This window comes from Paracoccus sp. Z118, from assembly GCF_019061185.1.
Lineage (GTDB): Bacteria > Pseudomonadota > Alphaproteobacteria > Rhodobacterales > Rhodobacteraceae > Paracoccus.
In genome coordinates this window covers 24,909-46,257 of record NZ_JAHQZU010000012.1, presented here as the reverse complement: position 1 = coordinate 46,257, position 21,349 = coordinate 24,909, and the positions used below count along the sequence as shown (strand labels likewise).

26 protein-coding genes are annotated in these 21,349 nt (G+C 69.4%); 17 read left to right on the top strand and 9 right to left on the bottom strand.

The features are described from left to right. Window positions 1-122: 122 nt before the first annotated feature. Window positions 123-995, bottom strand: a complete 873-nt coding sequence (locus tag KTN05_RS11530) for a branched-chain amino acid aminotransferase (RefSeq protein ID WP_217329556.1) — start codon at window positions 993-995, stop codon at window positions 123-125. A 160-nt stretch (window positions 996-1,155) separates the two neighbouring features. Here KTN05_RS11530 and KTN05_RS11525 point away from each other — a divergent pair, with 160 nt between their 5' ends. Further along, window positions 1,156-1,695 carry a MarR family winged helix-turn-helix transcriptional regulator gene (locus KTN05_RS11525; RefSeq protein WP_217329619.1) on the top strand — a complete coding sequence of 180 codons (540 nt, stop codon included), beginning with the start codon at window positions 1,156-1,158 and terminating at the stop codon, window positions 1,693-1,695. Then, window positions 1,692-2,417: a response regulator gene (locus tag KTN05_RS11520; protein ID WP_217329555.1), complete on the top strand. Its 726-nt coding sequence runs from the start codon at window positions 1,692-1,694 to the stop codon at window positions 2,415-2,417. The genes KTN05_RS11525 and KTN05_RS11520 overlap by 4 nt, the downstream gene beginning before the upstream one ends. 132 nt (window positions 2,418-2,549) lie before the next feature. Here KTN05_RS11520 and KTN05_RS11515 read toward each other — a convergent pair whose 3' ends face one another. After that, window positions 2,550-3,062: a CAP domain-containing protein gene (locus tag KTN05_RS11515; RefSeq protein ID WP_217329554.1), complete on the bottom strand. Its 513-nt coding sequence runs from the start codon at window positions 3,060-3,062 to the stop codon at window positions 2,550-2,552. Window positions 3,063-3,313: 251 nt separating this feature from the next. On the opposite strand from KTN05_RS11515, the gene KTN05_RS11510 reads away from it, so the two are divergent. Continuing rightward, window positions 3,314-3,970 carry a L,D-transpeptidase gene (locus KTN05_RS11510; RefSeq protein WP_217329553.1) on the top strand — a complete coding sequence of 219 codons (657 nt, stop codon included), beginning with the start codon at window positions 3,314-3,316 and terminating at the stop codon, window positions 3,968-3,970. Window positions 3,971-4,025: 55 nt separating this feature from the next. Here KTN05_RS11510 and KTN05_RS11505 read toward each other — a convergent pair whose 3' ends face one another. Continuing rightward, on the bottom strand, window positions 4,026-5,294 hold the full coding sequence (locus tag KTN05_RS11505; protein WP_217329552.1) for a PP2C family protein-serine/threonine phosphatase: 1,269 nt from the start codon (window positions 5,292-5,294) through the stop codon (window positions 4,026-4,028). A gap of 54 nt (window positions 5,295-5,348) precedes the next feature. Then, the gene (ilvA, locus tag KTN05_RS11500) at window positions 5,349-6,611 is read right to left on the bottom strand and encodes a threonine ammonia-lyase IlvA (protein ID WP_217329551.1); all 1,263 of its coding nucleotides are present in this window, start codon (window positions 6,609-6,611) and stop codon (window positions 5,349-5,351) included. Window positions 6,612-6,738: 127 nt separating this feature from the next. Between ilvA and KTN05_RS11495 the strand changes: the two genes are divergently transcribed. The 3 genes from KTN05_RS11495 (at window position 6,739) to mog (ending at window position 8,995) form a co-directional block, all read left to right on the top strand. Then, window positions 6,739-7,968: an argininosuccinate synthase gene (locus tag KTN05_RS11495; RefSeq protein WP_217329550.1), complete on the top strand. Its 1,230-nt coding sequence runs from the start codon at window positions 6,739-6,741 to the stop codon at window positions 7,966-7,968. Between the two features lie 31 nt (window positions 7,969-7,999). Then, entirely contained in the window at window positions 8,000-8,383 is a 384-nt protein-coding gene (locus KTN05_RS11490; protein ID WP_217329549.1) for a pyrimidine dimer DNA glycosylase/endonuclease V, read from the top strand. A gap of 63 nt (window positions 8,384-8,446) precedes the next feature. Continuing rightward, window positions 8,447-8,995 (top strand): molybdopterin adenylyltransferase, encoded by a 549-nt coding sequence (gene mog, locus KTN05_RS11485; protein ID WP_217329548.1) that lies wholly within the window; start codon window positions 8,447-8,449, stop codon window positions 8,993-8,995. 81 nt (window positions 8,996-9,076) lie between these two features. Here mog and KTN05_RS11480 read toward each other — a convergent pair whose 3' ends face one another. Continuing rightward, window positions 9,077-9,349, bottom strand: coding sequence for a hypothetical protein (locus tag KTN05_RS11480; protein ID WP_217329547.1), 273 nt, complete (start codon window positions 9,347-9,349; stop codon window positions 9,077-9,079). 147 nt (window positions 9,350-9,496) lie between these two features. Continuing rightward, window positions 9,497-10,057 carry a 16S rRNA (guanine(966)-N(2))-methyltransferase RsmD gene (gene rsmD, locus KTN05_RS11475; RefSeq protein WP_217329546.1) on the bottom strand — a complete coding sequence of 187 codons (561 nt, stop codon included), beginning with the start codon at window positions 10,055-10,057 and terminating at the stop codon, window positions 9,497-9,499. Between the two features lie 123 nt (window positions 10,058-10,180). On the opposite strand from rsmD, the gene rfbC reads away from it, so the two are divergent. From rfbC to rfbA, 5 genes are read left to right on the top strand one after another with little or no spacing between them, the layout of a single operon-like run. Further along, window positions 10,181-10,735: a dTDP-4-dehydrorhamnose 3,5-epimerase gene (gene rfbC / locus KTN05_RS11470; protein ID WP_217329545.1), complete on the top strand. Its 555-nt coding sequence runs from the start codon at window positions 10,181-10,183 to the stop codon at window positions 10,733-10,735. After that, entirely contained in the window at window positions 10,732-11,769 is a 1,038-nt protein-coding gene (rfbB, locus tag KTN05_RS11465) for a dTDP-glucose 4,6-dehydratase (RefSeq protein ID WP_217329544.1), read from the top strand. Before rfbC ends, rfbB begins: the two co-directional genes overlap by 4 nt. Then, window positions 11,769-12,449, top strand: a complete 681-nt coding sequence (locus KTN05_RS11460) for a hypothetical protein (protein ID WP_217329543.1) — start codon at window positions 11,769-11,771, stop codon at window positions 12,447-12,449. The genes rfbB and KTN05_RS11460 overlap by 1 nt, the downstream gene beginning before the upstream one ends. After that, the gene (gene rfbD, locus KTN05_RS11455) at window positions 12,446-13,294 is read left to right on the top strand and encodes a dTDP-4-dehydrorhamnose reductase (RefSeq protein ID WP_217329542.1); all 849 of its coding nucleotides are present in this window, start codon (window positions 12,446-12,448) and stop codon (window positions 13,292-13,294) included. The genes KTN05_RS11460 and rfbD overlap by 4 nt, the downstream gene beginning before the upstream one ends. After that, on the top strand, window positions 13,291-14,175 hold the full coding sequence (gene rfbA, locus KTN05_RS11450) for a glucose-1-phosphate thymidylyltransferase RfbA (protein ID WP_217329541.1): 885 nt from the start codon (window positions 13,291-13,293) through the stop codon (window positions 14,173-14,175). Before rfbD ends, rfbA begins: the two co-directional genes overlap by 4 nt. Window positions 14,176-14,354: 179 nt before the next feature. On the opposite strand, the gene KTN05_RS11445 is transcribed toward rfbA, so the two are convergent. Both KTN05_RS11445 and KTN05_RS11440 read right to left on the bottom strand, forming a co-directional pair. Next, a complete protein-coding gene (locus tag KTN05_RS11445; RefSeq protein WP_217329540.1) occupies window positions 14,355-14,918 on the bottom strand; it encodes a murein L,D-transpeptidase family protein in 564 nt (187 codons plus the stop codon). A gap of 10 nt (window positions 14,919-14,928) precedes the next feature. Then, window positions 14,929-16,113 carry a MalY/PatB family protein gene (locus tag KTN05_RS11440; protein WP_217329539.1) on the bottom strand — a complete coding sequence of 395 codons (1,185 nt, stop codon included), beginning with the start codon at window positions 16,111-16,113 and terminating at the stop codon, window positions 14,929-14,931. A 78-nt stretch (window positions 16,114-16,191) separates the two neighbouring features. On the opposite strand from KTN05_RS11440, the gene def (KTN05_RS11435) reads away from it, so the two are divergent. From def (KTN05_RS11435) to KTN05_RS11410, 6 genes are all read left to right on the top strand, one after another. Then, complete coding sequence (def, locus tag KTN05_RS11435) at window positions 16,192-16,719, top strand: peptide deformylase (RefSeq protein ID WP_217329538.1); 528 nt, start codon at window positions 16,192-16,194, stop codon at window positions 16,717-16,719. After that, on the top strand, window positions 16,706-17,215 hold the full coding sequence (gene def, locus KTN05_RS11430; RefSeq protein ID WP_217329537.1) for a peptide deformylase: 510 nt from the start codon (window positions 16,706-16,708) through the stop codon (window positions 17,213-17,215). Before def (KTN05_RS11435) ends, def (KTN05_RS11430) begins: the two co-directional genes overlap by 14 nt. Continuing rightward, the gene (locus tag KTN05_RS11425) at window positions 17,208-17,447 is read left to right on the top strand and encodes a DUF1272 domain-containing protein (protein ID WP_217329536.1); all 240 of its coding nucleotides are present in this window, start codon (window positions 17,208-17,210) and stop codon (window positions 17,445-17,447) included. Before def (KTN05_RS11430) ends, KTN05_RS11425 begins: the two co-directional genes overlap by 8 nt. Beyond that, window positions 17,444-17,944: a peptide deformylase gene (gene def / locus KTN05_RS11420; RefSeq protein ID WP_217329535.1), complete on the top strand. Its 501-nt coding sequence runs from the start codon at window positions 17,444-17,446 to the stop codon at window positions 17,942-17,944. Before KTN05_RS11425 ends, def (KTN05_RS11420) begins: the two co-directional genes overlap by 4 nt. 75 nt (window positions 17,945-18,019) lie before the next feature. Continuing rightward, window positions 18,020-18,913, top strand: a complete 894-nt coding sequence (gene fmt, locus KTN05_RS11415) for a methionyl-tRNA formyltransferase (protein ID WP_217329534.1) — start codon at window positions 18,020-18,022, stop codon at window positions 18,911-18,913. A gap of 164 nt (window positions 18,914-19,077) precedes the next feature. Next, window positions 19,078-20,448, top strand: a complete 1,371-nt coding sequence (locus KTN05_RS11410; protein ID WP_217329533.1) for an MATE family efflux transporter — start codon at window positions 19,078-19,080, stop codon at window positions 20,446-20,448. Here KTN05_RS11410 and KTN05_RS11405 read toward each other — a convergent pair. Continuing rightward, a complete protein-coding gene (locus KTN05_RS11405) occupies window positions 20,445-21,275 on the bottom strand; it encodes an ABC transporter permease (RefSeq protein WP_254368152.1) in 831 nt (276 codons plus the stop codon). The two genes, KTN05_RS11410 and KTN05_RS11405, sit on opposite strands and share 4 nt — an antisense overlap. Window positions 21,276-21,349: the final 74 nt, after the last annotated feature.

Below are 21,349 nucleotides of genomic sequence, written 5' to 3'. Positions count from 1 at the left end.
CCCTGATCGCAACATGCGACAGGCGCATGGAACCCGCCCATGCGCCCGCGATCTTCTGTCCGCAAATATCCCGCGGGGGGACGGCCGCAGGCCGTGGGGGGCGCGCAGCCCCCTTCGACGTGTCAGGCCCGGACCAGCGCGTCGTAATCCTCGGCGATCTTGCGCGTCGTCGCGCCGACCTGGAAATGCCAGTCCTCGCCGATCTGGGCGACGGGCGTGACCTCGGCGGCCGAGCCGGTCAGGAAGCATTCCTGGAACCCGCCGATTTCCTCGGGAAGGATATGCCGCTCATGCACAGGCACCCCCTGCTCCTTGAGCATGGCGATGATCGTCTGACGGGTCAGCCCGTTCAGGAACACGTCGGCCAGCGGCGTATGCACTTCGCCGTCCTTGACGAAGAACACGTTGGCGCCGGTCGCCTCGGCCACGTAGCCGCGGTAATCCATGAACAGCGCGTCCGAGCAGCCCTTCTTCTCTGCCGCGTGCTTGGACATGGTGCAGATCATGTAGAGCCCCGCCGCCTTGGCCGCCGCAGGGATGGTTTCCGGGCTCGGGCGCTTCCACTTGGCGATGTCCAGCTTGGCGCCCTGCCACTTGGCGTCCCCGTAATAGCTGCCCCATTCCCAGGTGCAGATCGCCAGCCGCACCGGGTTGTGGCTGGCCGCGACCCCCATGTCCGGGCCGGCGCCACGGAAGGCGAGCGCGCGGATATAGGCGTTGGTGAAGCCGTTGGCGTCCAGCACCTCGCGCTTGGCGGCGTCGATCTGCTCGGCGGTCCAGGGGATCTCCATGTCGATCAGCTCGCCGGATTTCAGCAGCCGCTTGGAATGCTCGTGGCCCTTGAAGATCTTGCCGTCATAGCAGCGCTCGCCCTCGAACACGGCGCTGGCATAGTGCAGCGCGTGGGTCAGCACGTGGACCTTGGCATCGCGCCAGTCGATCAGCTCGCCATCCATCCAGATCTTGCCGTCGCGATCCTCGTAACTTCCGGCCATCGCCCTACTCCGCCTTGAGATTTTGCATATGTTTCGCCGCAGCCCCGCACATCCGGCATAAAGTTGCGCCAATTGACCCGAGCGGTAGCGATTGATTCTTGGAATGTCAACAAGCCTGCCCTATTTAGGAGCCAGCAGGAAAGGGGAGCAGCCGATGCAGATGTCAGGCCGGGTCGCGATCAGCAGGGGGGGCAGTTCGGCGCAGGCCGGGGGCGAGAGCCTGCTGTTCCTGACCGACGAACAGCTGCGCCGCGGGATCGAGGCGATGTATTTCGCCTATCGCGCCTTCACCTCGGACCCGGACCTGATCCTGGACGAGATCGGCTATGGCCGCGCCCATCACCGGGCGCTGCATTTCATCCACCGCGATCCGGGGCTGACCGTCACCGGGCTGCTGGACGTGCTGGGCGTGACCAAGCAGTCGCTGAACCGGGTGCTGCGGACGCTGGTCGATGACGGGCTGGTCGAAAGCCGCATCGGCCGCCGCGACCGGCGCGAGCGCGAGCTGCACCTGACCCAGAAGGGCACGGCGCTGGAGCGGCGGCTGTCGGAAAGCCAGCGGGCGCGGATGGCGGCCGCCTATCGCGCCACCGGCCCGCAGGCCGTGGCCGGGTTCCGGCAGGTGCTGGAGGCGATGATGGACCGCGACACGCTGCGCCAGTTCCAGGCCCTGCGTGACGTGGCCGAGGACCGGCGATGACCGAGGCGAGCGGAGCGGCTGCCGCGCCCGAAGCGCATATCCTGGTCGTGGACGACGACGAACGCATCCGATCGCTGCTGCGGCGGTTCCTGGTCCGCAGCGGCTATCTGGTGACGACCGCGCGCGATGCGCAGCAGGCGCGGCGGCTGCTGGCGGGGCTCGAGTTCGACCTGCTGGTGATCGACGTGATGATGCCGGGCGAGGACGGGTTTTCACTGACCCGCGGCCTGCGCAAGCGCCTTCAGACGCCGATCCTGCTGCTGACGGCGCGGGGCGAGACCGAGGACCGGATCGAGGGGCTGGAATCGGGCGCCGACGACTACCTGCCCAAACCTTTCGAGCCGCGCGAGCTGCTGCTGCGGATCGCCGCGATCCTGCGCCGGATGCCCGCGGCGGAACCGAAGCTGCCGCATTTCATGACGCTCGGGGCGCTGCGCTACGACACCGCCAAGGGCGAGTTGATGGACGGCGAGACGCCCATCCGCCTGACCGGCAGCGAGCAGGCGCTGCTGCGGCGGCTTGCCGAAACCCCGCGCGAGCCGGTCAGCCGCGCCGAGCTGATCGAGGATCTGGGCCGCAGCCCCGACGAGGGCGGCGAGAACTCGGAACGCGCGATCGACGTGCAGATGACCCGGCTGCGCCGCAAGCTGGAGCGCGACCCGCGCGAGCCGCGCTATCTGCAGACGGTGCGCGGGGCTGGCTACATGCTGGTGCCGGACTGAGGAAGAAAGGGGGCTTTCCGCCCCCTCTGGCGCGTGCCGCGCCATTCACCCCCGAGGATATTTGCCGCCGCCCGAGGGAACGGGCGGGGCGCGGTTCGGAAGGCCGGCGGGCGCCGGCCGCAGCCGCCAGGGTCAGCCGCCGACGTTCAGCACCCACCAGACCTTGTTGCTCGGCTCCTGCAGCCAGCCGATGCCGAGCTGGCGGGCGGCCGGGTCCATGATGACGTCGCGGGTGTCGCGGGTCTGCATCCAGGCGGAGAGGGTCGAGATCTCGTTCTCGTAGGTCTCGGAGATGTTCTCGCCGATCAGCGGGCCCTGATGGCCGGAGCGGCGGGCGCGGTCCAGCGGCGACGAACCGTCCGAGCCGAAATGCCAGGCGCGGTTCTGCGCCGCCATGTCGCGGGCATGGGCCATCGACGCCGCACCCAGCGCCGGGCTGAGCACCATCGGCGCAAGCCCCGACTGGGCGCGCAGCGCGTTGACCTGCGTCAGGACGCGGTTCGGGATCTCGGCCTGGTCGCGGGCGGTGATCCGGTAGGCCACGGGGATCGGCTGCCCGTCGGGACCGATCTGAACCTGCGGCGCGGGCTGGCAGGCGGCCAGCGCGAGCATGGCGAGCGCGGCCAGGTGGGGAAGCTTGATCATCTTGGGCCCTCGTGAATTTTCCTTTGCAGATAGCCGCGCCGCAGGGCAGCGGAAACCCAAGAATGCGTGAGAACGCCCCGTTCGGGCCTCAGGGTGCAACCAACGGGGGCGAATGTGTGTTTTCCTGCAACAGCGCCGGGCGATGACGCGCGTTTGAATTGCACAGCCGCCCTCTCCGGTCCAATCCGGGGATCGAACCTACATTCTTCCAGGGCCGCCCCAGAACGGCCCATCTGACGAGGAGCATTTCGATGAGCAAGATGGAAGGCGCCGCCCTGAGCCGCCGCAACTTCATCGCCGCGGGCGCGGCGCTTGGCGCGGCCGGGCTGGCGAGCCCTGCGCTGGCGCAGGCGATCGACCCCTATACCGGCCAGCCGCTGCAGGGCGCGGGCGGGGGCGCCACGCCCGATGCGGGTCTCGTCCAGCACGACGCCTCGCAGGACAGCCGGCGCAACATCTCCAGCTTCCGCATGCATGACTGGCGGCCCTATTTTCCCAACCTGACCAACGGCGCGGTGCTGGTGGACATGACCTCGCGCGCGCTGACCTACTGGTCCGAGGATGAGTCGGTATTCCGCCTGTTCCCGACCTCGATCCCGGTCAGCGAGGACCTGACCCGGCGCGGCCGGACCGAGATCATCAAGAAGGTCGAGGGGCCGAGCTGGTCGCCCACGCCCGAGATGAAGAAGCGCAACCCGGACTGGCCGGACTTCGTCGGCCCCGGCCCGGACAACCCGATGGGCACCCATGCGCTGTGGCTGAGCTGGACCTATTACCGCATCCACGGCACCCACGACACCCGCAAGATCGGGCGCAAGTCGTCGAACGGCTGCATCGGCCTTTACAACGAGCATATCGCGGAGCTTTACGCCCTCACCAAGGTCGGCACGCAGGTACTGCTGATCTGAGGCTCCTTTCCTCGTCTTTCTCTCGCGCAGCGGCCCCTTGGGCCGCTGTCTGCGTTCAGGGGGGCGGCGGCTCATCCGGGCCGTATTCCAGCAGCACCGCAGACATGTCGTCGAGCCGCGCGCCGCCGCTGAATTCCGACAGCGACCAGCAGAGCGATTCGAGGAAGATCGGCCCACGCAGCGGTGCGTTCGTCCGCATGACGGCGATCAGCCCGTCATCGCCAAGCTGGTCGCCGGCGGGGCTGACCGCCTCGGTCACGCCGTCCGAGGCGATGAACAGCCGCTCGCCGGGGGAAAGTTGAAGCTCGATCTCCTCGAATTCGGCGTCGCGGAACATGCCGACCGGCATCCCGCCTGTGCCGACCGACACGACATGCCCATCGGCGCGTTGCAGCATCGGGTGCGGATGGCCCGCCTGCACCAGCCGCATCCGGCCCGTCGCGGCCTCGATATCGGCGTGGATCATGGTGAGATAGACGTCCGAGCGGACCTCGTCGAGCATCAGGCGGTTCAGCCCGTCCACCACCTGCCGCGGCCCCGGCAGCATCCCGGTGCCGGGCAGTTCGGCGTCGGCACCCGACAGATGCGCGGCAAGCCGCGCCGTCAGCAGCGCCGCGGTGATGCCGCTGCCGGACACGTCGATCGCATAGGCGGCAAAGCGCCCCGGACCCGCGGGGCGGAAGCCGACCAGATCGCCGCCCAGATGCCCCGAGGGGCGCATGAGCAGCGACAGGTCGAACCCGCCGATCCGTGCCTGCCGTTCGCGCACCAGCCCCTGCTGGATCTTGCGGGCCTCGCGCAGGTCCGCCTCCATCTCGGCCTGGGCCGCGTGCAATTGATCCAGCGTCGCCTGAAGCCGCGCATTGGCGGCCATCAGCCGCTCCTGCATCAGCAGCACCCGCTCGCCCACCGCGAGCCGGGCGAGCAATTCGCCCCGCGGCGCAGGCTTGGTCAGAAAATCGTCGGCTCCGGCCGAGAACGCCCGCACCGCATCCCCGTCGGCCCGCCGCCCGGTGAGCAGGACGACATAGCTGTAGCTGGGCGCCGGCAGCGCCCGGAAGGCGCGGCAGAGATCCGGCCCGGTCATGCCCGGCATTTCCCAGTCGGTCAGCAGGATGTCCGGCCGATCCTCGATGCACATGGCCAGTGCCCGCTCGCCCGATTCGGCCTGGCGGACCACATAGCCGGCGGCGCGCAGCTGCATCGCCAGCAGGTCGTTGAAGCTGCGGCTGTCATCGACCAGCAGCACCACACGGCGCGCGGAGCGGCGCGGCTCGGACGCGGCGGGGGCGCGGATCTGGGTGGCGCGATTCGGCTGCTTCATTCCGCCTGACTAGCACCGGCAAGTAAAGCCGCCGTTAAGCCCGGCCGGACAGGCTCAGATCAGGAATTCGGACAGCAGCGTATCGCTCGTGATGTCGCGCCAGTCGAAGCCGGCGTCCGCCAGCCGCTGCGACAGGGCAGTGAGGTTTTCCGGCTTCGAGGTCTCGATCCCGATCAGGACCGAGCCGAAGTTGCGGGCCGATTTCTTCAGATATTCGAACCGCGCCACGTCGTCATCCGGCCCCAGCAGCCCGAGGAAGTCGCGCAGCGCGCCGGGCCGCTGCGGCAGGCGCAGGATGTAGTAGCGCTTGACGCCCCGGAAGCGCTGCGCGCGTTCCTTCACCTCTGGCAGCCGCTCGAAATCGAAATTGCCGCCCGAGCAGATGCAGACGACCCGGCGGCCTTTCAGCAGGCCCGCGGCGTCAAGGTCGCTCAGGATGTCGATGGAGAGCGCCCCCGCCGGCTCCAGCACGATCCCCTCGACGTTGAGCAGGTCGAGCATCGTCCCGCTGATCCGGTCCTCGGGCGCGGGATGGACCTGATCGGGAGAAAAGCGCGACAGCGCCGCGAAGGGCAGATCGCCGATCCGCGCGACTGCCGCGCCGTCCACGAAACTGTCCACGCGAGGCAGCGTGACGGGGTGGCCCGCTTCCAGCGCGGCAAGCAGGCTCGCGCCGCCCGCAGGCTCGGCAAAGGCAAAGCTTGTGTCCGGCATCGCCTCGGCCATCCAGCGTGTGACGCCCGCCGCAAGCCCGCCGCCGCCCACTGGCAGCACCACCAGATCGGGCGTTCCCGCCTGCGCGGCATCAAGCTGCGCGGCGATTTCCTGCGCGACGGTCGCCTGGCCTTCGATCAGCCGGGCATCGTCGAAGGGCGACAGGAAGACCGCGCCCTCGGCCGCCGAAAATTCCTGCGCGGCCTTCAGCGTCTGGTCGAAATAATCGCCCGTCAGCACGATCCGCACGGCATCGCCGCCGAACATGCGGGTCTTGGCGATCTTCTGCTGCGGGGTCGTCACCGGCATGAAGATCGTGCCCTTCGCCCCGAAATGGCGGCAGGCATAGGCGACGCCTTGGGCGTGATTTCCGGCGCTCGCGCAGACGAAATGGCCACCCTCCGGGCCGCCTTCGGACAGCCGCATGGCGTTGAACGCGCCGCGCAGCTTGTAGCTGCGCACCGGGGTCAGGTCCTCGCGCTTGAGCCAGATCTCGGCCCCGAAACGCTGGGACAGCAGGTCGTTCTTCAGCAGCGGCGTGGGGTCGAACAGCGCCCGCAGCGCGGTTTCGGCACGGGCGACGGAGTCCATGAATTCGCTCATGCCGCCGCAATCGCGCGAAAGGGCGGCCTTGGCAACCCCGGCGGGGCGCATCCCCCGCTCGTCCCCTTGTGAGAGCGGGCAAACATCACTATCCCGCGCGAAACCACGTCGTTCAGGGGTATGACAGATGACCGCAGCCGCGCCGAAGAAAGTCGTTCTTGCCTATTCCGGCGGGCTCGACACCTCGATCATCCTGAAATGGCTGCAGACCGAATACGGCTGCGAGGTCGTGACCTTCACCGCCGATCTGGGTCAGGGCGAGGAGCTGGAGCCGGCGCGGGCCAAGGCCGAGCTGCTGGGGATCGCCCCGGAGAACATCCACATCGAGGACGTGCGCGAGGAATTCGTGCGCGACTACGTCTTCCCGATGTTCCGCGCCAACGCGCTGTATGAGGGGCAATATCTGCTCGGCACCTCGATCGCCCGCCCGCTGATCGCCAAGCGGCTGGTGGAACTCGCGCATGAGCATGGCGCGGATGCGGTGGCGCATGGCGCGACCGGCAAGGGCAACGATCAGGTGCGGTTCGAACTGTCGGCCTATGCGCTGGACCCGTCGATCAAGGTGATCGCGCCGTGGCGGGAATGGGACCTGACCAGCCGCACGAAGCTGATCGAATTCGCCGAGGCGCACCAGATCCCGATCGCCAAGGACAAGCGCGGCGAGGCGCCGTTCAGCGTCGATGCGAATTTGCTGCACACCTCGTCCGAGGGCAAGGCGCTGGAGAACCCGGCCGAGGAAGCCCCCGATCACGTCTATCAGCGCACGGTGAACCCCGAGGACGCGCCGGACCAGCCCGAATACATCGAAGTCACCTTCGAGCGCGGCGACGCGGTGGCGATTGACGGCGAGGCGATGTCGCCCGCCACGATTCTGACCCGGCTCAACGAGCTTGGCGGCCGGCACGGCATCGGCCGGCTGGATTTCGTGGAAAACCGCTTCGTCGGGATGAAGTCGCGCGGCATCTACGAGACGCCCGGCGGCACGATCCTGCTGGAGGCCCATCGCGGGATCGAGCAGATCACGCTGGATGCGGGCTCGGGCCATCTCAAGGACAGCCTGATGCCGCGTTATGCGGAACTGATCTACAACGGCTTCTGGTTCTCGCCCGAGCGCGAGATGCTGCAGGCGCTGATCGACAAGTCGCAGGAGCATGTGTCGGGCACGGTGCGGCTGAAGCTCTACAAGGGTTCGGTGAGCTGCGTGGGCCGCTGGTCGGATCATTCGCTCTATTCCGAGGCGCATGTGACGTTCGAGGATGACGCCGGCGCCTATGACCAGAAGGACGCGGCGGGCTTCATCCGCCTGAACGCGCTGCGGCTGAAGCTGGTGGCGCAGCGGAACAAGCGGGTGAAGTAAGGGGCGAAAGGCGCCCCGCCCTGCCCCTTCGATGACCCGCATCAACTGCATCCCGCCGCAGGAACTCTCCGGGCCGCATCTGGTCGCCGAATACCGCGAACTGCCGCGCATCTTCACCCTTGTCCGCGCCGCCATCGCGCGTGGCGAGACGCCGGGCGACCCGCGCAATCCGGCCGAATACCGGCTGGGCGCGGGTCATGTCCGCTTCTTCTATCCGCGCCTCGGCTATCTGGCCCGCAGGCAGGCGGCGCTCGTGGCCGAGATGCTGGCCCGCGGCTATGCGCCGGGCTTCACCGAGACGGCGCATCTGCTGGACGGGATTGCGCCCGAATGGTGCGGCGACTGGCGGCCCAGCCCCGAGGCGATGGCGCTCAACCGGGCGCGCATCGCCGAACGCCTTTCCAGGGCGACCTGATCCCCGGCTTTCCTTTTGCGCCGCGCCGCACCACTATGGCGGCGCAGGATGAATGACCGAGCCATGAACCGACCCGAAACCCGACCCGCCCGCATCGCCATCGTCACCGTGTCCGACCGCGCCAGCCGCGGCGAATACGAGGACCGGGGCGGCCCCGCCGCCGAGGAATGGCTGCGCCGCGCCGTCACCTCGGAGATGGAGATCACCCGCCACATCCTGCCCGACGGGCGCGAGGGGCTGGCGGCCACGCTGCGCAAGCTGGCCGATGGCGACGGCGCGGACCTGATCCTCATCACCGGCGGCACCGGCCCCGCCGAGCGCGACCAGACCCCCGAGGCGTTGGCGGAGGTGCTGGAGAAGGAACTGCCGGGCTTCGGCGAAGAGATGCGCCGCGCCTCGCTGGCGGAAGGGGTGCCGACCGCGATCCTGTCGCGCCAGACGGCGGGCATCCGCGACGCCTGCCTGATGATCACGATCCCCGGCAAGCCCGCCGCCATCGCCACCTGCCTGAACGCGGTCTTCGCGGCGGTGCCCTACTGCCTCGACCTGATCGGGGCGGCGCGGATCGAGACGGATGAGGCCGTCATCAAGGCGTTCCGTCCGAAGGCGTGAACGCTAAGTGCGGACGGAGCGGCTGATCGGGGGCGGCCGGGTTAGTCACTCCCTTGCCCGATCCTGCCGACGCGGGCCGCCTCACCCGCGCGGATGGGCATAACGCAGCACCCTGCCCGAGCCGTCCACGTCGCAGAGATGCCGCCGGTCGCCATCCACCGCCTCGACGCTCGCCACGCCGCCGCTTTCGGCAACCCAGCGCGAGCGGACCTCGGCGGCGGGCCGGTCGATATGCTCCGCGATGACGGCGGTGCAGGCCGCCTCCTGCCGGGCGCGAAGGTCCGGCACGGTCGGCTCCGGCTCGGCGCAAGCGACGAGCAGCGCGAAGGGGAGTAATGGCAGGACGAGGCGCATCGTGGTCTCTCCAAGGCTAGGTCTTCGCCGGAGCGTAGCATCGACGGCGGGCTGCGGTCACGCTTCGGGCGCGGGCGGCGGCAGGACCGGGGCGCTGCCCCGGACCCCGGGATATTTGGGCGAAGAAGAACCGCGAAGCCGTCCCGCTCAGTTGCCGTTACGAAGCAGCGTCACCAGCGTGTCGCCGTAGCGGCGCTGGTCGATCTGGGTCAGGCCGGGGGGCGGGGTTGGCGCGGTGTCCTCCTCCCACACGACCAGCGCGCCGGGGGCGAGCCAGCCGCCAGCGAGCGCGGAGGCGAGGGCGGCCTCGCCCAGGCGCAGGCCATAGGGCGGGTCGAGGAACACGACGTCATAGCGCGCGCCCCGGTTCGGCCCGAGTTGCGTTGCGTCGCGCCGCCAGATGTCGGCCGCACCCATCGCCCGCGCCTTTTCGACGTTGGTCCGCAGCAGCGCCCGCGCCGCCGCGCCGTCATCCACGAAGGCAACCCGCGCCGCGCCGCGCGACAGCGCCTCAAGCCCCAACGCGCCGGTTCCCGCGAAGAGGTCCAGCACCCTCGCGCCCTCCAGCGACATGCCGGCGCTGTTCTCCACAAGGTTGAAGATCGCCTCGCGCACGCGGTCCGAGGTCGGGCGCAGATGCGCCGCCGGATCGCCCGCCCCGACATCGGCCAGCTTCAGCCCCCGCAGCCTGCCTCCCACGATCCGCATGTCGCATGTTCCCACGATTTCGCCCTGTGGCCTTAACCCCTCAAGGCCGGATTTGCCAAGCCGCAGGGCTTTCACGCGCCCGGTTTTGGTGGCATGCAACCGGCGACGGAAGTGGAGCGAGCGATGCAGATCGAAAAGACGAGCCTTCCCGGCGTGCTGATCCTGACCCCTGCCCGCCACGGCGATGCGCGCGGCTTCTTCGAGGAGACGTGGAACCGCCGGGCGCTCGAACAGGCGGGCGTGCATCTGCCCGAATTCGTGCAGGACAACCATTCGTTGTCGGCGCAGGCGGGAACGCTGCGCGGGCTGCATTACCAGGCGCCGCCCCACGCGCAGGGCAAGCTGGTGCGCTGCGGGCGCGGGCGGCTGCTGGATGTCGCGGTGGACGCGCGGCGCGGCAGCGCGACCTATGGGCAGTCGGTCGCCGTCGAGCTGAGCTTCGAGAATGGCCGCCAGCTCTGGGTGCCGGAGGGTTTCCTTCACGGCGTTCTGACGCTCGAGGATGACAGCGAGGTCATCTACAAATGCACCCGGTATTATGACCGCGACAGCGATGGCGGCGTGCTCTGGAACAGTGTCGGCGTGGACTGGGGCATCCGCGATCCGCTTCTGTCCGACAAGGACAAGCTCCTTCCGGCCTTCGCCGACTGGCAATCCCCCTTCGAGGTTCAGGCATGAAGATACTGGTGACGGGCGGCGCGGGCTTCATCGGCTCGGCGGTGGTGCGGCTGGCGGTCTCGCGCGGGGTCGAGGTCGTCAATCTCGACTCGCTGACCTATGCGGCGAACCTGGAGAACGTGGCGGAGGTCGCGGGCAGCCCGCTTTATGCCTTCGAGCAGGCCGACATCCGCGACCGCGCGGCGCTGGATCGGATCTTCGCCAAGCACCGCCCGGACGCGGTGATGCATCTGGCGGCGGAAAGCCACGTTGACCGCTCGATCGACGGGCCGGGCGCGTTCATCGAGACGAACATCAACGGCACCTACAACATGCTGGAGGCCGCCCGCGCTTACTGGACGAAGCAGGGCAAGCCCGAGGGTTTCCGCTTCCATCACATCTCGACCGACGAGGTGTTCGGCTCGCTCGGCGAGACGGGGCAGTTCACCGAGGACACGCCCTACGACCCGCGCAGCCCCTATTCCGCCTCGAAGGCGGGCAGCGACCATCTGGTGCGCGCCTGGCACGAGACCTACGGCCTGCCGGTGGTGCTGACCAACTGCTCCAACAACTACGGCCCGTTCCACTTCCCGGAAAAGCTAGTGCCGGTGGTGATCCTGAACGCGCTGCACGGCGTGCCGATCCCCGTCTATGGCGATGGCGGCAACGTGCGCGACTGGCTTTATGTCGAGGATCACGCCGACGCGCTGCTGCTGTGTCTGGAAAAGGGGCAGAACGGCCGCAGCTACAATATCGGCGGCGAGAACGAAGCCAAGAACATCGATCTGGTGCGCACCATCTGCGCCCATCTGGACGACCTGCGCCCCACCAGCGCCCCGCACGATCGGCTGATCCAGTTCGTCACCGACCGGCCCGGCCATGATCGCCGCTATGCGATCGACCCGGCCCGCATCCGCACCGAACTCGGCTGGCGTCCCTCGGTCACGGTCGAGGAAGGGCTGCGCCGCACGGTCGAGTGGTATCTGGCGAACGAGGCCTGGTGGCGCCCGCTGCTGGAGCGCGAGGGCGTCGGGCGGCGGCTGGGAACCGGCTGATGCAGCCGCCGCGCGGGACGCTCTGGCTGCATGCCGGAACCCACAAGACCGGCACCAGCTCGATTCAGCGCGCGCTGCAACTGCGGCGCGAGGCGCTTGCGGGCGCCGGGATCGCCGTGCATCCGGCCGAGAACGCCATCGCGCTCGCCAATCTTTTCCTGCGCTCCCCCTTGCGGACCACGCCGCGCCTGAACGGTCTGCCCCTGCCGGACCGGCCCGGCATCTTCGCGGCCGAAGCCGAGGCGCTGCGCGATCTGCGCGGGCCCCACGACGACATGGTCGTCAGCAGCGAGGAGTTCTGCATGATGCGCGACGCGCTGGAAGCGCATGCCCTGCGCAGCACCATGCTTGCCGTGTTCGCGCGGATCGTGCCGATCCTGTTCTTCAGGAATGTGGAGGACTGGCGCCGGTCGCGGGCGGACCAGCTTCGCAAGACCGGCTTCTGGGGCGCGCACAAGGCGCTGCCGGACGAGCTGAGCGCGGATGGCGCATGGTATTACGATCAGGACGCGATCCGCGCGTTCTGGTCGAAGATCGGCCCGGTGATCCAGATCGACTATGACGACGCCTGCCGCCGGCACGGATCGGTGCTGCCCGATTTCGCACGGGCCATCGGGCAGCCGTCGCTCTTCGACGGGCTGGAGATTCGCTTGAACCAGAGGGGCGTGGTGACGACATGACCATTCTCGTTTTCGGAAAGACCGGCCAGGTCGCGACGGAACTGGCGCGGATCGCCCCCGACGCGCGGTTCGCGGGCCGCGACGAGGCCGACCTGACGGACCCGGCCGCCTGCGCCGCGCTGATCCGCGCGGCCCGCCCCAGCGCCGTCATCAACGCCGCCGCGTGGACCGCCGTGGACAAGGCGGAAGCCGAGGCGGACGCCGCACGGCTGGTCAACGCGGGCGCCCCCGGCGCGATGGCGGAAGCCTGCGCGGAACTGGCCATTCCGTTCGTGCATATCTCGACCGACTACGTCTTCGACGGCTCGGGCGATCTGCCCCGCGCCGAGGATGCGGAGGTCGGCCCGCTCGGCGTCTATGGCCGGACAAAGCTGGAGGGTGAGCGCGCGATCGCCGCCGCCGGAGGGCAATGGGCGGTGCTGCGGACGAGCTGGGTGTTCTCGGCCCACGGGGGCAACTTTGTGAAGACGATGCGCCGGCTGGGGGCCGAGCGTCCGCGTCTGACCATCGTGGCCGACCAGATCGGCGGTCCCACCGCCGCCGCCGATATCGCCCGCGCGGTGCTGACGATGGCCGAGGCGATGGCCTCCGATCCGTCGAAGGGCGGCATCTACCATTTCGCGGGCAGCCCGGACGTGAGCTGGGCCGACTTCGCGCGCGAGATCTTCGCGCAGTCCGGCCTGTCCCCCGAGGTCGTGGACATCCCGACCGCCGACTACCCCACCCCTGCACAACGGCCGCTGAACTCGCGGCTCGACTGCACGGCCATCACCCGCGACTTCGGCATCCCGCGCCCTGACTGGCGCGACAGCCTCAGACCCGTCATCGAGGAGCTTACCGCATGACCCAGACGGCCCCGGTCAAACGCAAGGGCATCATCCTGGCCGGAGGATCGGGCACACGCCTCTATCCGATCACGATGGGCGTGTCGAAGCAGCTTCTGCCGATCTACGACAAGCCGATGATCTACTACCCGATCACCGTGCTGATGCTGGCCGGCATCCGCGAGATCGCGATCATCACGACCCCCGACGACCAGACGCAGTTCCAGCGCCTGCTGGGCGACGGCAGCCAATGGGGCGTCCGGTTCGAGTGGATCGTCCAGCCGAGTCCCGACGGCCTCGCGCAGGCCTATATCCTCGCCGAGGATTTCCTTTCCGGCGCGCCGTCCGCGATGGTGCTGGGCGACAACATCTTCTTCGGCCACGGCCTGACCGCCATGCTGAACGAGGCCGATCAGCGGCAGGACGCGACCGTCTTCGGCTATCACGTCGCCGACCCCGAGCGTTACGGCGTCGTCGCCTTCGACGAGGAGGGCCGCGCGGTGCAGATCATCGAAAAGCCCGCCGTGCCGCCGTCGAACTATGCGGTGACGGGGCTCTATTTCCTCGACGGCGACGCACCGGCCCGCGCGCGGACGGTCAAGCCCTCCGACCGGGGCGAGCTGGAGATCACCACACTGCTTGAGGATTACCTCCACGAAGGCCGCCTGCGGGTGGAGCGGATGGGCCGGGGCTACGCCTGGCTGGACACCGGCACCCATGCCAGCCTGCTGGACGCGGGCAACTTCGTCCGCACGCTGGAGCAGCGTCAGGGGATGCAGTCGGGCAGCCCCGACGAGGTCGCCCATCAGATGGGCTGGATTACCGACGCCGACCTGAAGGCGCGGGCGAAAAAGTTCGGCAAGAACGATTACGGCGGCTATCTGGCGCGGCTGCTGGACTGAGGCCCCTGCCCGTCTGAATGCTCGAACATCCGCACTCGCCGGCATTGCGGTGCAGCCGCCGTCCAGCCGCAGGCGATCCTTCAGCGGCGACGCATTGAGCCGTCGTCGATCACCGTCTCGCCATCGCACGGCCAGTGCTCACCCCTGCCGTCCGGTGCGCCTGCCGGACCCGGCACGGCTCAGGGCCTGATCTCGACCTCGGTGCCGATAGCGGTATGGGCGAACAGCTCCTCGATCTGCGCGTCGGCGACGGCGATGCAGCCCGCCGTCCAGTCGCCCGCCAGGATGGTGCCATCCGGCAGTTCGTTCGGCTGGCCGTGGATCATGATGTCGCCGCCCGGATCGTCGCCCGCCGCGCGGGCCCGCGCCCGGTGGGACGGCTGCGGATAGTCCAGCCCGAGCGACAGGTGGTAGGCACTGCGGTCATTGCGCCGGTCGATCCTGAAGACCCCCTCGGGCGTGCGCCCGTCGCCCTGACGAGATTTGTCGCCGTCCGGCGCGAAGCCGAGCGCGATGCGGTAGCTCCGCATCGCCCCGTCCTGCTGCCAGACGGTCATCCGCCGCGCCGCCTTTTCGATCAGGATGCGCTCGACGGGGCCGGTGAGTCCTCGGACCTCGCCCGGAAGGCCGGGTTTCGGCAGCGGCCGTGCGATCCGGGGCTCGGGCGGCGCGTCCCGGAACAGCACCGCCCAGCCGCCGATCACCAGCAGCACCAGCGCGACGATCCGAAGCAGCCGCCTCATCCGCGAAGGATCACTGCAGGTCCTTGAACGCGTCCCGCAGTCGGGCCACCGCCTCGTGCACCCGCGCGCTCGGGGTGGCGAGGTTGAAGCGCATCCAGCCCTCGCCGCCCAACCCGAAGCTTTCGCCGTGGTTGGCGGCGATGCGGGCCTGCTTGCCGATCCGGTCGTGCAGTTCGGCGGCGGGCAGGCCCATGCCGCGGAAATCGACCCAGGCGAGATAGGTCGATTGCAGCTTCATCGACTTCGCGCCGGGGATATGGGCGATGCCGTCGTCGAAGATGCGGGCGTTGTCCGCCAGATAGCGGCGCAGCGCGTCCAGCCACTCGGCCCCTTCGGGCGAATAGGCGGCCGTCACCATCGGCAGGCCGAACAGGCCGGGGGAAATCCCCAGCGCCATCATCCGCGCCTTGTAGCGGTCGCGCAGCGCGGGGTCGGAAATGATCGCGTTGCCGATATGAGCGCCGGCGATGTTAAAGGTCTTGGTGGCCGAGGTCAGCGTCACCAACCGGTCCGCGCAGTCGGGCGCGGCCAGCGCTGTCACGGTATGCGCGGGTGCGCCCGGCAGCAGCAGGTCGCAGTGGATCTCGTCCGACACCAGCACCAGGTCACGCTCGCGGCAGAAGGCGGCGATCTGGCGCAGTTCCTCGGCCGACCAGACCCGGCCGCCGGGATTGTGGGGCGAGCAGAGGATCAGCATCCGCTCGGACCCCGTCAGCAGCCCGGCCCAGCCGTCCCAGTCGAGCTGATACTGCCCGTTCTCGATCGCCAGCGGCAGCTCGCGCACCTCACGCCCGGCGGCGCGGATCACGCGGGCGAAGGCGTGATAGACCGGCGTCATCAGGATCACCGCGTCGCCCGGCTCCGTGTAGGCGTCCACCGCCAGCGCGGTGCCGTTGACGAGGCCGTGGACCGACAGGATGTCGCCGCGATCGACCTGCCAGCCGTGGCGCGTCTCCATCCACCAGCGGATCGCGTCCAGATAGGGCAGGTTCTGGCCCGGATAGCCGTAGATCCCGGTGGCGACCGTCTCTTCCAGCGCGCGGCGCACGGCGTCGGGGGCGCGGAAATCCATGTCGGCGACCCACATCGCCAGCGCGTCGGGCGCATCGACGCCGCAGGCGGCCCCCATGTCGTCCCATTTGCTGCACATGGACCCGCGCCGGTCGATCAGCGCGTCGAAATCGGGGTCGGCCATTCGTGTTTTCCTTCCTGTCGGGCGCGGGCAGCATAGCGATCTGTTGCACGGCGTGAAGCCTTGACCTACATCGCGGCAATGACGATCCGCCCCATCCTGATCCACCCCGATCCCCGGCTCAAGAAGACCTGCGCGCCCGTCGCGCGCATCACGCCCGAGATCGAGACGCTCGCCGCCGACATGCTGGCCACCATGTATCAGGCGCCCGGCATCGGCCTTGCCGCGCCGCAGGTCGGCGTGCTGTCGCGCCTGTTCGTGATGGATTGCAGCAAGGACCCCGATGCCGGTTCCCGGCCGATGGTGCTGGTCAACCCCGAGATCGTGAGCGTGTCCGAGGCCACGAACATCTATGACGAGGGCTGCCTGTCCCTGCCCGACCAGTATGCCGAGGTGGCGCGCCCGGCCGAGGTGCGGATGCGCTGGACCGGACTCGACGGGCGGGTGCATGAGCGTGACTTCGACGGGCTCTGGGCGACCTGCGCCCAGCACGAGCTCGACCACCTGAACGGCAAGCTGTTCATCGACCATCTCGGCCCGATGAAGCGGCAGATGATCACCCGCAAGATGGTGAAGATGAAGCGCGAGATGGACCGTGACCGCGCCTGACCGGGACGCGGCAACGGGGCCGCAGGGCCGGGTTCTGCCCGTGCTGCGGCATCCCGACGCGCGGCTGCGCGAACGCTGCGCGCCCGCCGCGGCGATGCCCTGGCCCGAGGCGCCGCAGCTCGCCGCCGATCTGCTGGCGACGATGTATGCCGCCGAAGGCCGCGGGCTTGCCGCGCCGCAGGTCGGGATCGCGGCGCGGATGTTCGTCATGGACGCCGCGTGGAAGGCGGACGCGCCCGAGCCGCGCGTGCTGCTGGACCCCGCTATCCTCTGGCGCTCGCCCGAGTTCACGACCGCCGACGAGCAGTGCCTTTCGATCCCCGGCCCGCCGGTGCCGGTCGCCCGCCCCGCGGCCATTCGCCTGCGCTGGTTCGACCTCGACGGCGGGGCGCACGAGGCGGGGCTTTCCGGGATCGAGGCGCGCATCGCCCAGCACGAGATCGACCATCTGGATGGAATCCTGATCCTCGATCATGGCGGAGGAGCCGATGCTTGAACTGCGCCCGAACTGCGAATGCTGCGACCGCGACCTGCCGCCCGAGGCGGCGGCGATGATCTGCAGCTTCGAATGCACCTTCTGCGCCGATTGCGGCGGCGACGTGCTGAAGGGCACCTGCCCCAACTGCGGCGGCAACCTCGTTCCCCGCCCGATCCGCCCCGTGTCGGCGGTGGCGCGGCATCCCGCCTCGACCCGCCGCGTCCTCAGGCCCGGCGGCTGCACCGCATGACGATCCGTCCTTTCATCCCCTACGAGGACCGCCGCCTTCACACCGCCGCAGCGCCGGTCGAAGCGATCACGGACGAGTTCCGCGCGATCTGGGCCGACATGATCGACACGATGGAGGCGATGCCGGGCGTCGGCCTCGCCGCGCCGCAGATCGGGGTGATGCTGCGGCTGGCGGTGGTGGACGCCTCCACCCGCCGGGGCGAGGCGGTGCGGATGGCGAACCCCGAGGTGCTGCACGCCTCGGTGCAGCCGCGCGCGCATGAGGAGGCGAGCCCCAACCTGCCCGGCGTGTCGGCCGTGATCGAACGGCCCCGCGCAGTCACGGTGCGCTTTCTGAACGAGCGCGGCGAGGTGGAGGAGCGGGACTTCGTCGGCCTGTGGGCCACCAGCGTTCAGCACCAGATCGACCATCTGGACGGGCGGATGTATGTGGACCACCTGAGCCCCCTGCGCAGGAAGATGCTGGTCGCGAAGTCGCGGAAGCTGGCGCGGCGCTGACGGACAGGGGCCGCCCGAAGGCGGGGGTGTCACACCCCCGAACCCCCGTGGGATACTTAGACAAAGGAGAATGTCATGCGCGTGGTCTTCATGGGAACGCCGGAATTCTCTGTTCCCGCATTGCAGGCGCTGGCCGCGCGGCATGAGGTCGTCGCCGTCTATTCCCAGCCGCCCCGCGCGGCCGGGCGCGGGCAGAAGCCGCGCCCCTCGCCGGTTCACGCGGCGGCCGAGGCGCTGGGGATCGGGGTGCGCACGCCCGAGCGGCTGAAAGGGGCGGAGGAGCAGGCGGCCTTTGCGGCGCTGGGGGCCGATGTGGCAGTGGTGGTCGCCTATGGGCTGATCCTGCCGCAGCCGGTGCTGGATGCGCCGCGGCTCGGGTGCCTGAACATCCACGCCTCGATCCTGCCGCGCTGGCGGGGGGCGGCGCCGATCCATCGCGCGGTGATGGCTGGTGACCGGGAGACCGGCGTCGCCATCATGCAGATGGAGGCGGGGCTGGATACCGGCCCCGTGCTGGCCGAGGCGCGCACCGGCATCGGCCCCACCGATACGACCGGCGACCTGCACGACCGGCTCGCGGGCTTGGGCGCGGCGCTGATCGTCGAGACGCTGGACCGCATGCCCCTGCCCGCCGTTCCGCAGGCGGAGGATGGCGTGATCTATGCCGCCAAGATCGACAAGGCCGAGGCGCGGATCGACTGGACCCACCCGGCCGCCGAAGTGGACCGGCTGATCCGCGGGCTGTCGGCCTTTCCCGGCGCGTGGTGCGAGATCGGGGGCGAGCGGGTGAAGCTGCTCCGCTCTCGCTTCGCTGAGGGACAGGGCGCGCCGGGCGAGGTGCTGGGCGGCTTCACCATCGCCTGCGGGGACGGCGCGGTGGAGGTGCTGGAGGCGCAGCGTCCGGGCAAGCGGCCGATGGGCGCGGCCGAGATCCTGCGCGGGATGATGCTGCCGGAACGGCTGGGCTGAGCGGCGAGCAGCGCCGCCGCTCGGACAGCGGCGCGGGCGAGATGACCGGCGCGCGACGTCCAAGGCAAACGGCTGACATTCCGCGGAAAACTCGCTCAGCATCCGCCGCCTGCCCGACACTCCGGCCACTTGCCGGAATAGCGCCCCCGTGCCAAGGGAGCCGTATGGGCCCCTGGCGTCTTCATACCCTTCCGACACTCGTGCTGGCGCTGCCGTTGATCGGCAGTCATCTCGCGCGCACGGCCATGGGCGTGATCGACACGCTGATGGTCGGGCGCTACGCGGTCGAGGCGCTGGCGGCCGTCGTGCTGGCGACCTCGGTGTTCCTGATCCTGTTCATGGCCGGGGGCGGCTATGCGATCGGGCTGATGGCGCGGGTCGCCTCGGCGCTCGCGCGCGGGGATGACACGGATGTACGGCGGGCGACGCGGATGGCGCTGTGGCTCTCGATCCTTCATTCGGCGTTGATGGCGCCGCTGATGTGGGCCTCGGGTCCGATCCTGTCCGCCCTGGGGCAGGAGCCGGTGATTGCCGCGCTGGCGCAGGAGTGGCTGCGGGTGATGGCCTTCGCGATGCCGACGGTGCTGGCCGGGATGACGCTGAACAGCTATCTCGCGGCGCTCGGGCGGGCGAATGTGGTCATGTGGATCACGCTGGCCGGGTTGCCCGCGAACGCCGTCCTGAACTGGCTGCTGATCTTCGGGCCGGGTCCGTTCCCCGAATGGGGCGTCTTCGGCGCGGCGCTGGCGAGCGCGGCGATCAACTGGGTGCAACTGGCAGCGCTGGCGCTGTGCGCCGCATGGTTGCCCGTTGCGCGGCGGTTCGAACTTTTCGCGCGGTTCTGGAAGCCCGACTGGGCGGCGTTCCGCGACATCCTGCTGCTGGGCCTGCCGATCGGGCTGACGACCGTGGCCGAGATCGGCATGTTCACCGGCTCGAACCTGATGATGGGGCTGTTCGGCACCGACGCGCTGGCCGCGCACGGGATCGCGCTGCAGATCTCGTCGCTGACCTTCATGGTCCATCTGGGCATTTCCAACGCGGCGACGATCCGCGCCGGAACTGCGAGGGGGCATGGCGATCCCGCCGGGCTGCGCGGGGCCGCGCTGGCCGCGATCCTGCTGTCGGGGGTCTTCGCGGTGCTGACGATGGCGATGTTCCTCGCCATCCCGAAGACGCTGGCGGGACTTTACCTGTCCACGAGCGATCCCAGGACGCCCGTCATCGTGGGGCTGGCGGCGGTGCTGATGATCTATGCCGCCGCGTTCCAGGTCGTCGATGCCCTGCAGGCCGTGGCGCTGGGACTGCTGCGCGGCGTCCAGGACACGCGGGTGCCGATGGTGCTGGCGGTCATCAGCTACTGGCTGATCGGCCTGCCTGCCGCATGGCTGCTCGCCTTTCCGCTGGGGATGGGGCCGCCGGGGCTGTGGGCCGGGCTGGTCGTCGGGCTGACCGCCGCCGCCGGGCTGCTGCTGCGCCGCTTCTGGGGGCGCAGCGACAATTGGGTCGAGGCGCCCGCCCGCAATCCCGCCTAGGGCTTCATCCGATAGCCGCTGCGCAGCCAGCGCCAGCCGATCCAGCCGACGAGCAGCACGGCGGCCGTGCAGACCAGCAGCCCCCGCGCGGGCGGGGCGTCGCTGACGCCGAGAAAGCCGTAGCGGACCCCGTCGATCAGATAGAAGATCGGGTTCCAGTGCGAAAGGGTGCGGAACGGCTCGGGCAGGGCATGGACCGAATAGAACGTGCCGGAGAGATACGAGAGCGGCGTGACCACGAAATTGGTGATCGCCGCCATCTGGTCGAACTTCTGCGCGATGATCCCGGCCAGCAGCCCCAGCCCGCCCATGAACAGCGCGCCCAGCGTGATGAACGTCGCCGCCCATAGCGGATGCTCGGGCACGAGGCCCAGCACGGCGGCGAGGCCCAGCCCGATCACCACCGCGACCAGCGCCGCCCGGATCAGCGAGCCGACCAGATAGCCGGTCAGGATCTCTCCCGCCGAGAGCGGCGGCATCAGCGTGTCGATGATGTTGCCCTGCATCTTGGCCGAGATGATCGAGGACGAGCTGTTGGCGAAGGCGTTCTGGATCACCGTCATCATCAGGATGCCGGGGCCGAGGAACTCGACATAGGGCACGCCCATCACCTCGCCCCGGTCGCGGCCAAGGGCCAGCGCGAAGACCAGCACGAACAGCCCCGCCGTCATCAGCGGCGCGAACACGGTCTGCTGCCAGACGGCGAGGAAGCGGCGCACCTCGCGCCCGATCAGCGTCTGAAGCCCCAGCCGGTTGATGCGGCCGAAGCGGCGCACGCCCATGGATTGGCCCAGCTGGCGGTCGAGATCGACGGGAGTGTGAGACATGGCGCGGCTGATCCTTGAAATCCGGGGGCGCAGGCTTTATTACCAACCATCCCGGTTTAAAGACGGCCCGGCCC

Bases quoted from the DNA above. Each gene is read 5' to 3' on its own strand.
- KTN05_RS11530 (WP_217329556.1), bottom strand. From the start codon at position 995: ATGGCCGGAAGTTACGAGGATCGCGACGGCAAGATCTGGATGGATGGC.
- KTN05_RS11525 (WP_217329619.1), top strand. From the start codon at position 1,156: ATGTCAGGCCGGGTCGCGATCAGCAGGGGGGGCAGTTCGGCGCAGGCC.
- KTN05_RS11520 (WP_217329555.1), top strand. From the start codon at position 1,692: ATGACCGAGGCGAGCGGAGCGGCTGCCGCGCCCGAAGCGCATATCCTG.
- KTN05_RS11515 (WP_217329554.1), bottom strand. From the start codon at position 3,062: ATGATCAAGCTTCCCCACCTGGCCGCGCTCGCCATGCTCGCGCTGGCC.
- KTN05_RS11510 (WP_217329553.1), top strand. From the start codon at position 3,314: ATGAGCAAGATGGAAGGCGCCGCCCTGAGCCGCCGCAACTTCATCGCC.
- KTN05_RS11505 (WP_217329552.1), bottom strand. From the start codon at position 5,294: ATGAAGCAGCCGAATCGCGCCACCCAGATCCGCGCCCCCGCCGCGTCC.
- ilvA (WP_217329551.1), bottom strand. From the start codon at position 6,611: ATGAGCGAATTCATGGACTCCGTCGCCCGTGCCGAAACCGCGCTGCGG.
- KTN05_RS11495 (WP_217329550.1), top strand. From the start codon at position 6,739: ATGACCGCAGCCGCGCCGAAGAAAGTCGTTCTTGCCTATTCCGGCGGG.
- KTN05_RS11490 (WP_217329549.1), top strand. From the start codon at position 8,000: ATGACCCGCATCAACTGCATCCCGCCGCAGGAACTCTCCGGGCCGCAT.
- mog (WP_217329548.1), top strand. From the start codon at position 8,447: ATGAACCGACCCGAAACCCGACCCGCCCGCATCGCCATCGTCACCGTG.
- KTN05_RS11480 (WP_217329547.1), bottom strand. From the start codon at position 9,349: ATGCGCCTCGTCCTGCCATTACTCCCCTTCGCGCTGCTCGTCGCTTGC.
- rsmD (WP_217329546.1), bottom strand. From the start codon at position 10,057: ATGCGGATCGTGGGAGGCAGGCTGCGGGGGCTGAAGCTGGCCGATGTC.
- rfbC (WP_217329545.1), top strand. From the start codon at position 10,181: ATGCAGATCGAAAAGACGAGCCTTCCCGGCGTGCTGATCCTGACCCCT.
- rfbB (WP_217329544.1), top strand. From the start codon at position 10,732: ATGAAGATACTGGTGACGGGCGGCGCGGGCTTCATCGGCTCGGCGGTG.
- KTN05_RS11460 (WP_217329543.1), top strand. From the start codon at position 11,769: ATGCAGCCGCCGCGCGGGACGCTCTGGCTGCATGCCGGAACCCACAAG.
- rfbD (WP_217329542.1), top strand. From the start codon at position 12,446: ATGACCATTCTCGTTTTCGGAAAGACCGGCCAGGTCGCGACGGAACTG.
- rfbA (WP_217329541.1), top strand. From the start codon at position 13,291: ATGACCCAGACGGCCCCGGTCAAACGCAAGGGCATCATCCTGGCCGGA.
- KTN05_RS11445 (WP_217329540.1), bottom strand. From the start codon at position 14,918: ATGAGGCGGCTGCTTCGGATCGTCGCGCTGGTGCTGCTGGTGATCGGC.
- KTN05_RS11440 (WP_217329539.1), bottom strand. From the start codon at position 16,113: ATGGCCGACCCCGATTTCGACGCGCTGATCGACCGGCGCGGGTCCATG.
- def (WP_217329538.1), top strand. From the start codon at position 16,192: ATGACGATCCGCCCCATCCTGATCCACCCCGATCCCCGGCTCAAGAAG.
- KTN05_RS11425 (WP_217329536.1), top strand. From the start codon at position 17,208: ATGCTTGAACTGCGCCCGAACTGCGAATGCTGCGACCGCGACCTGCCG.
- def (WP_217329535.1), top strand. From the start codon at position 17,444: ATGACGATCCGTCCTTTCATCCCCTACGAGGACCGCCGCCTTCACACC.
- fmt (WP_217329534.1), top strand. From the start codon at position 18,020: ATGCGCGTGGTCTTCATGGGAACGCCGGAATTCTCTGTTCCCGCATTG.
- KTN05_RS11410 (WP_217329533.1), top strand. From the start codon at position 19,078: ATGGGCCCCTGGCGTCTTCATACCCTTCCGACACTCGTGCTGGCGCTG.
- KTN05_RS11405 (WP_254368152.1), bottom strand. From the start codon at position 21,275: ATGTCTCACACTCCCGTCGATCTCGACCGCCAGCTGGGCCAATCCATG.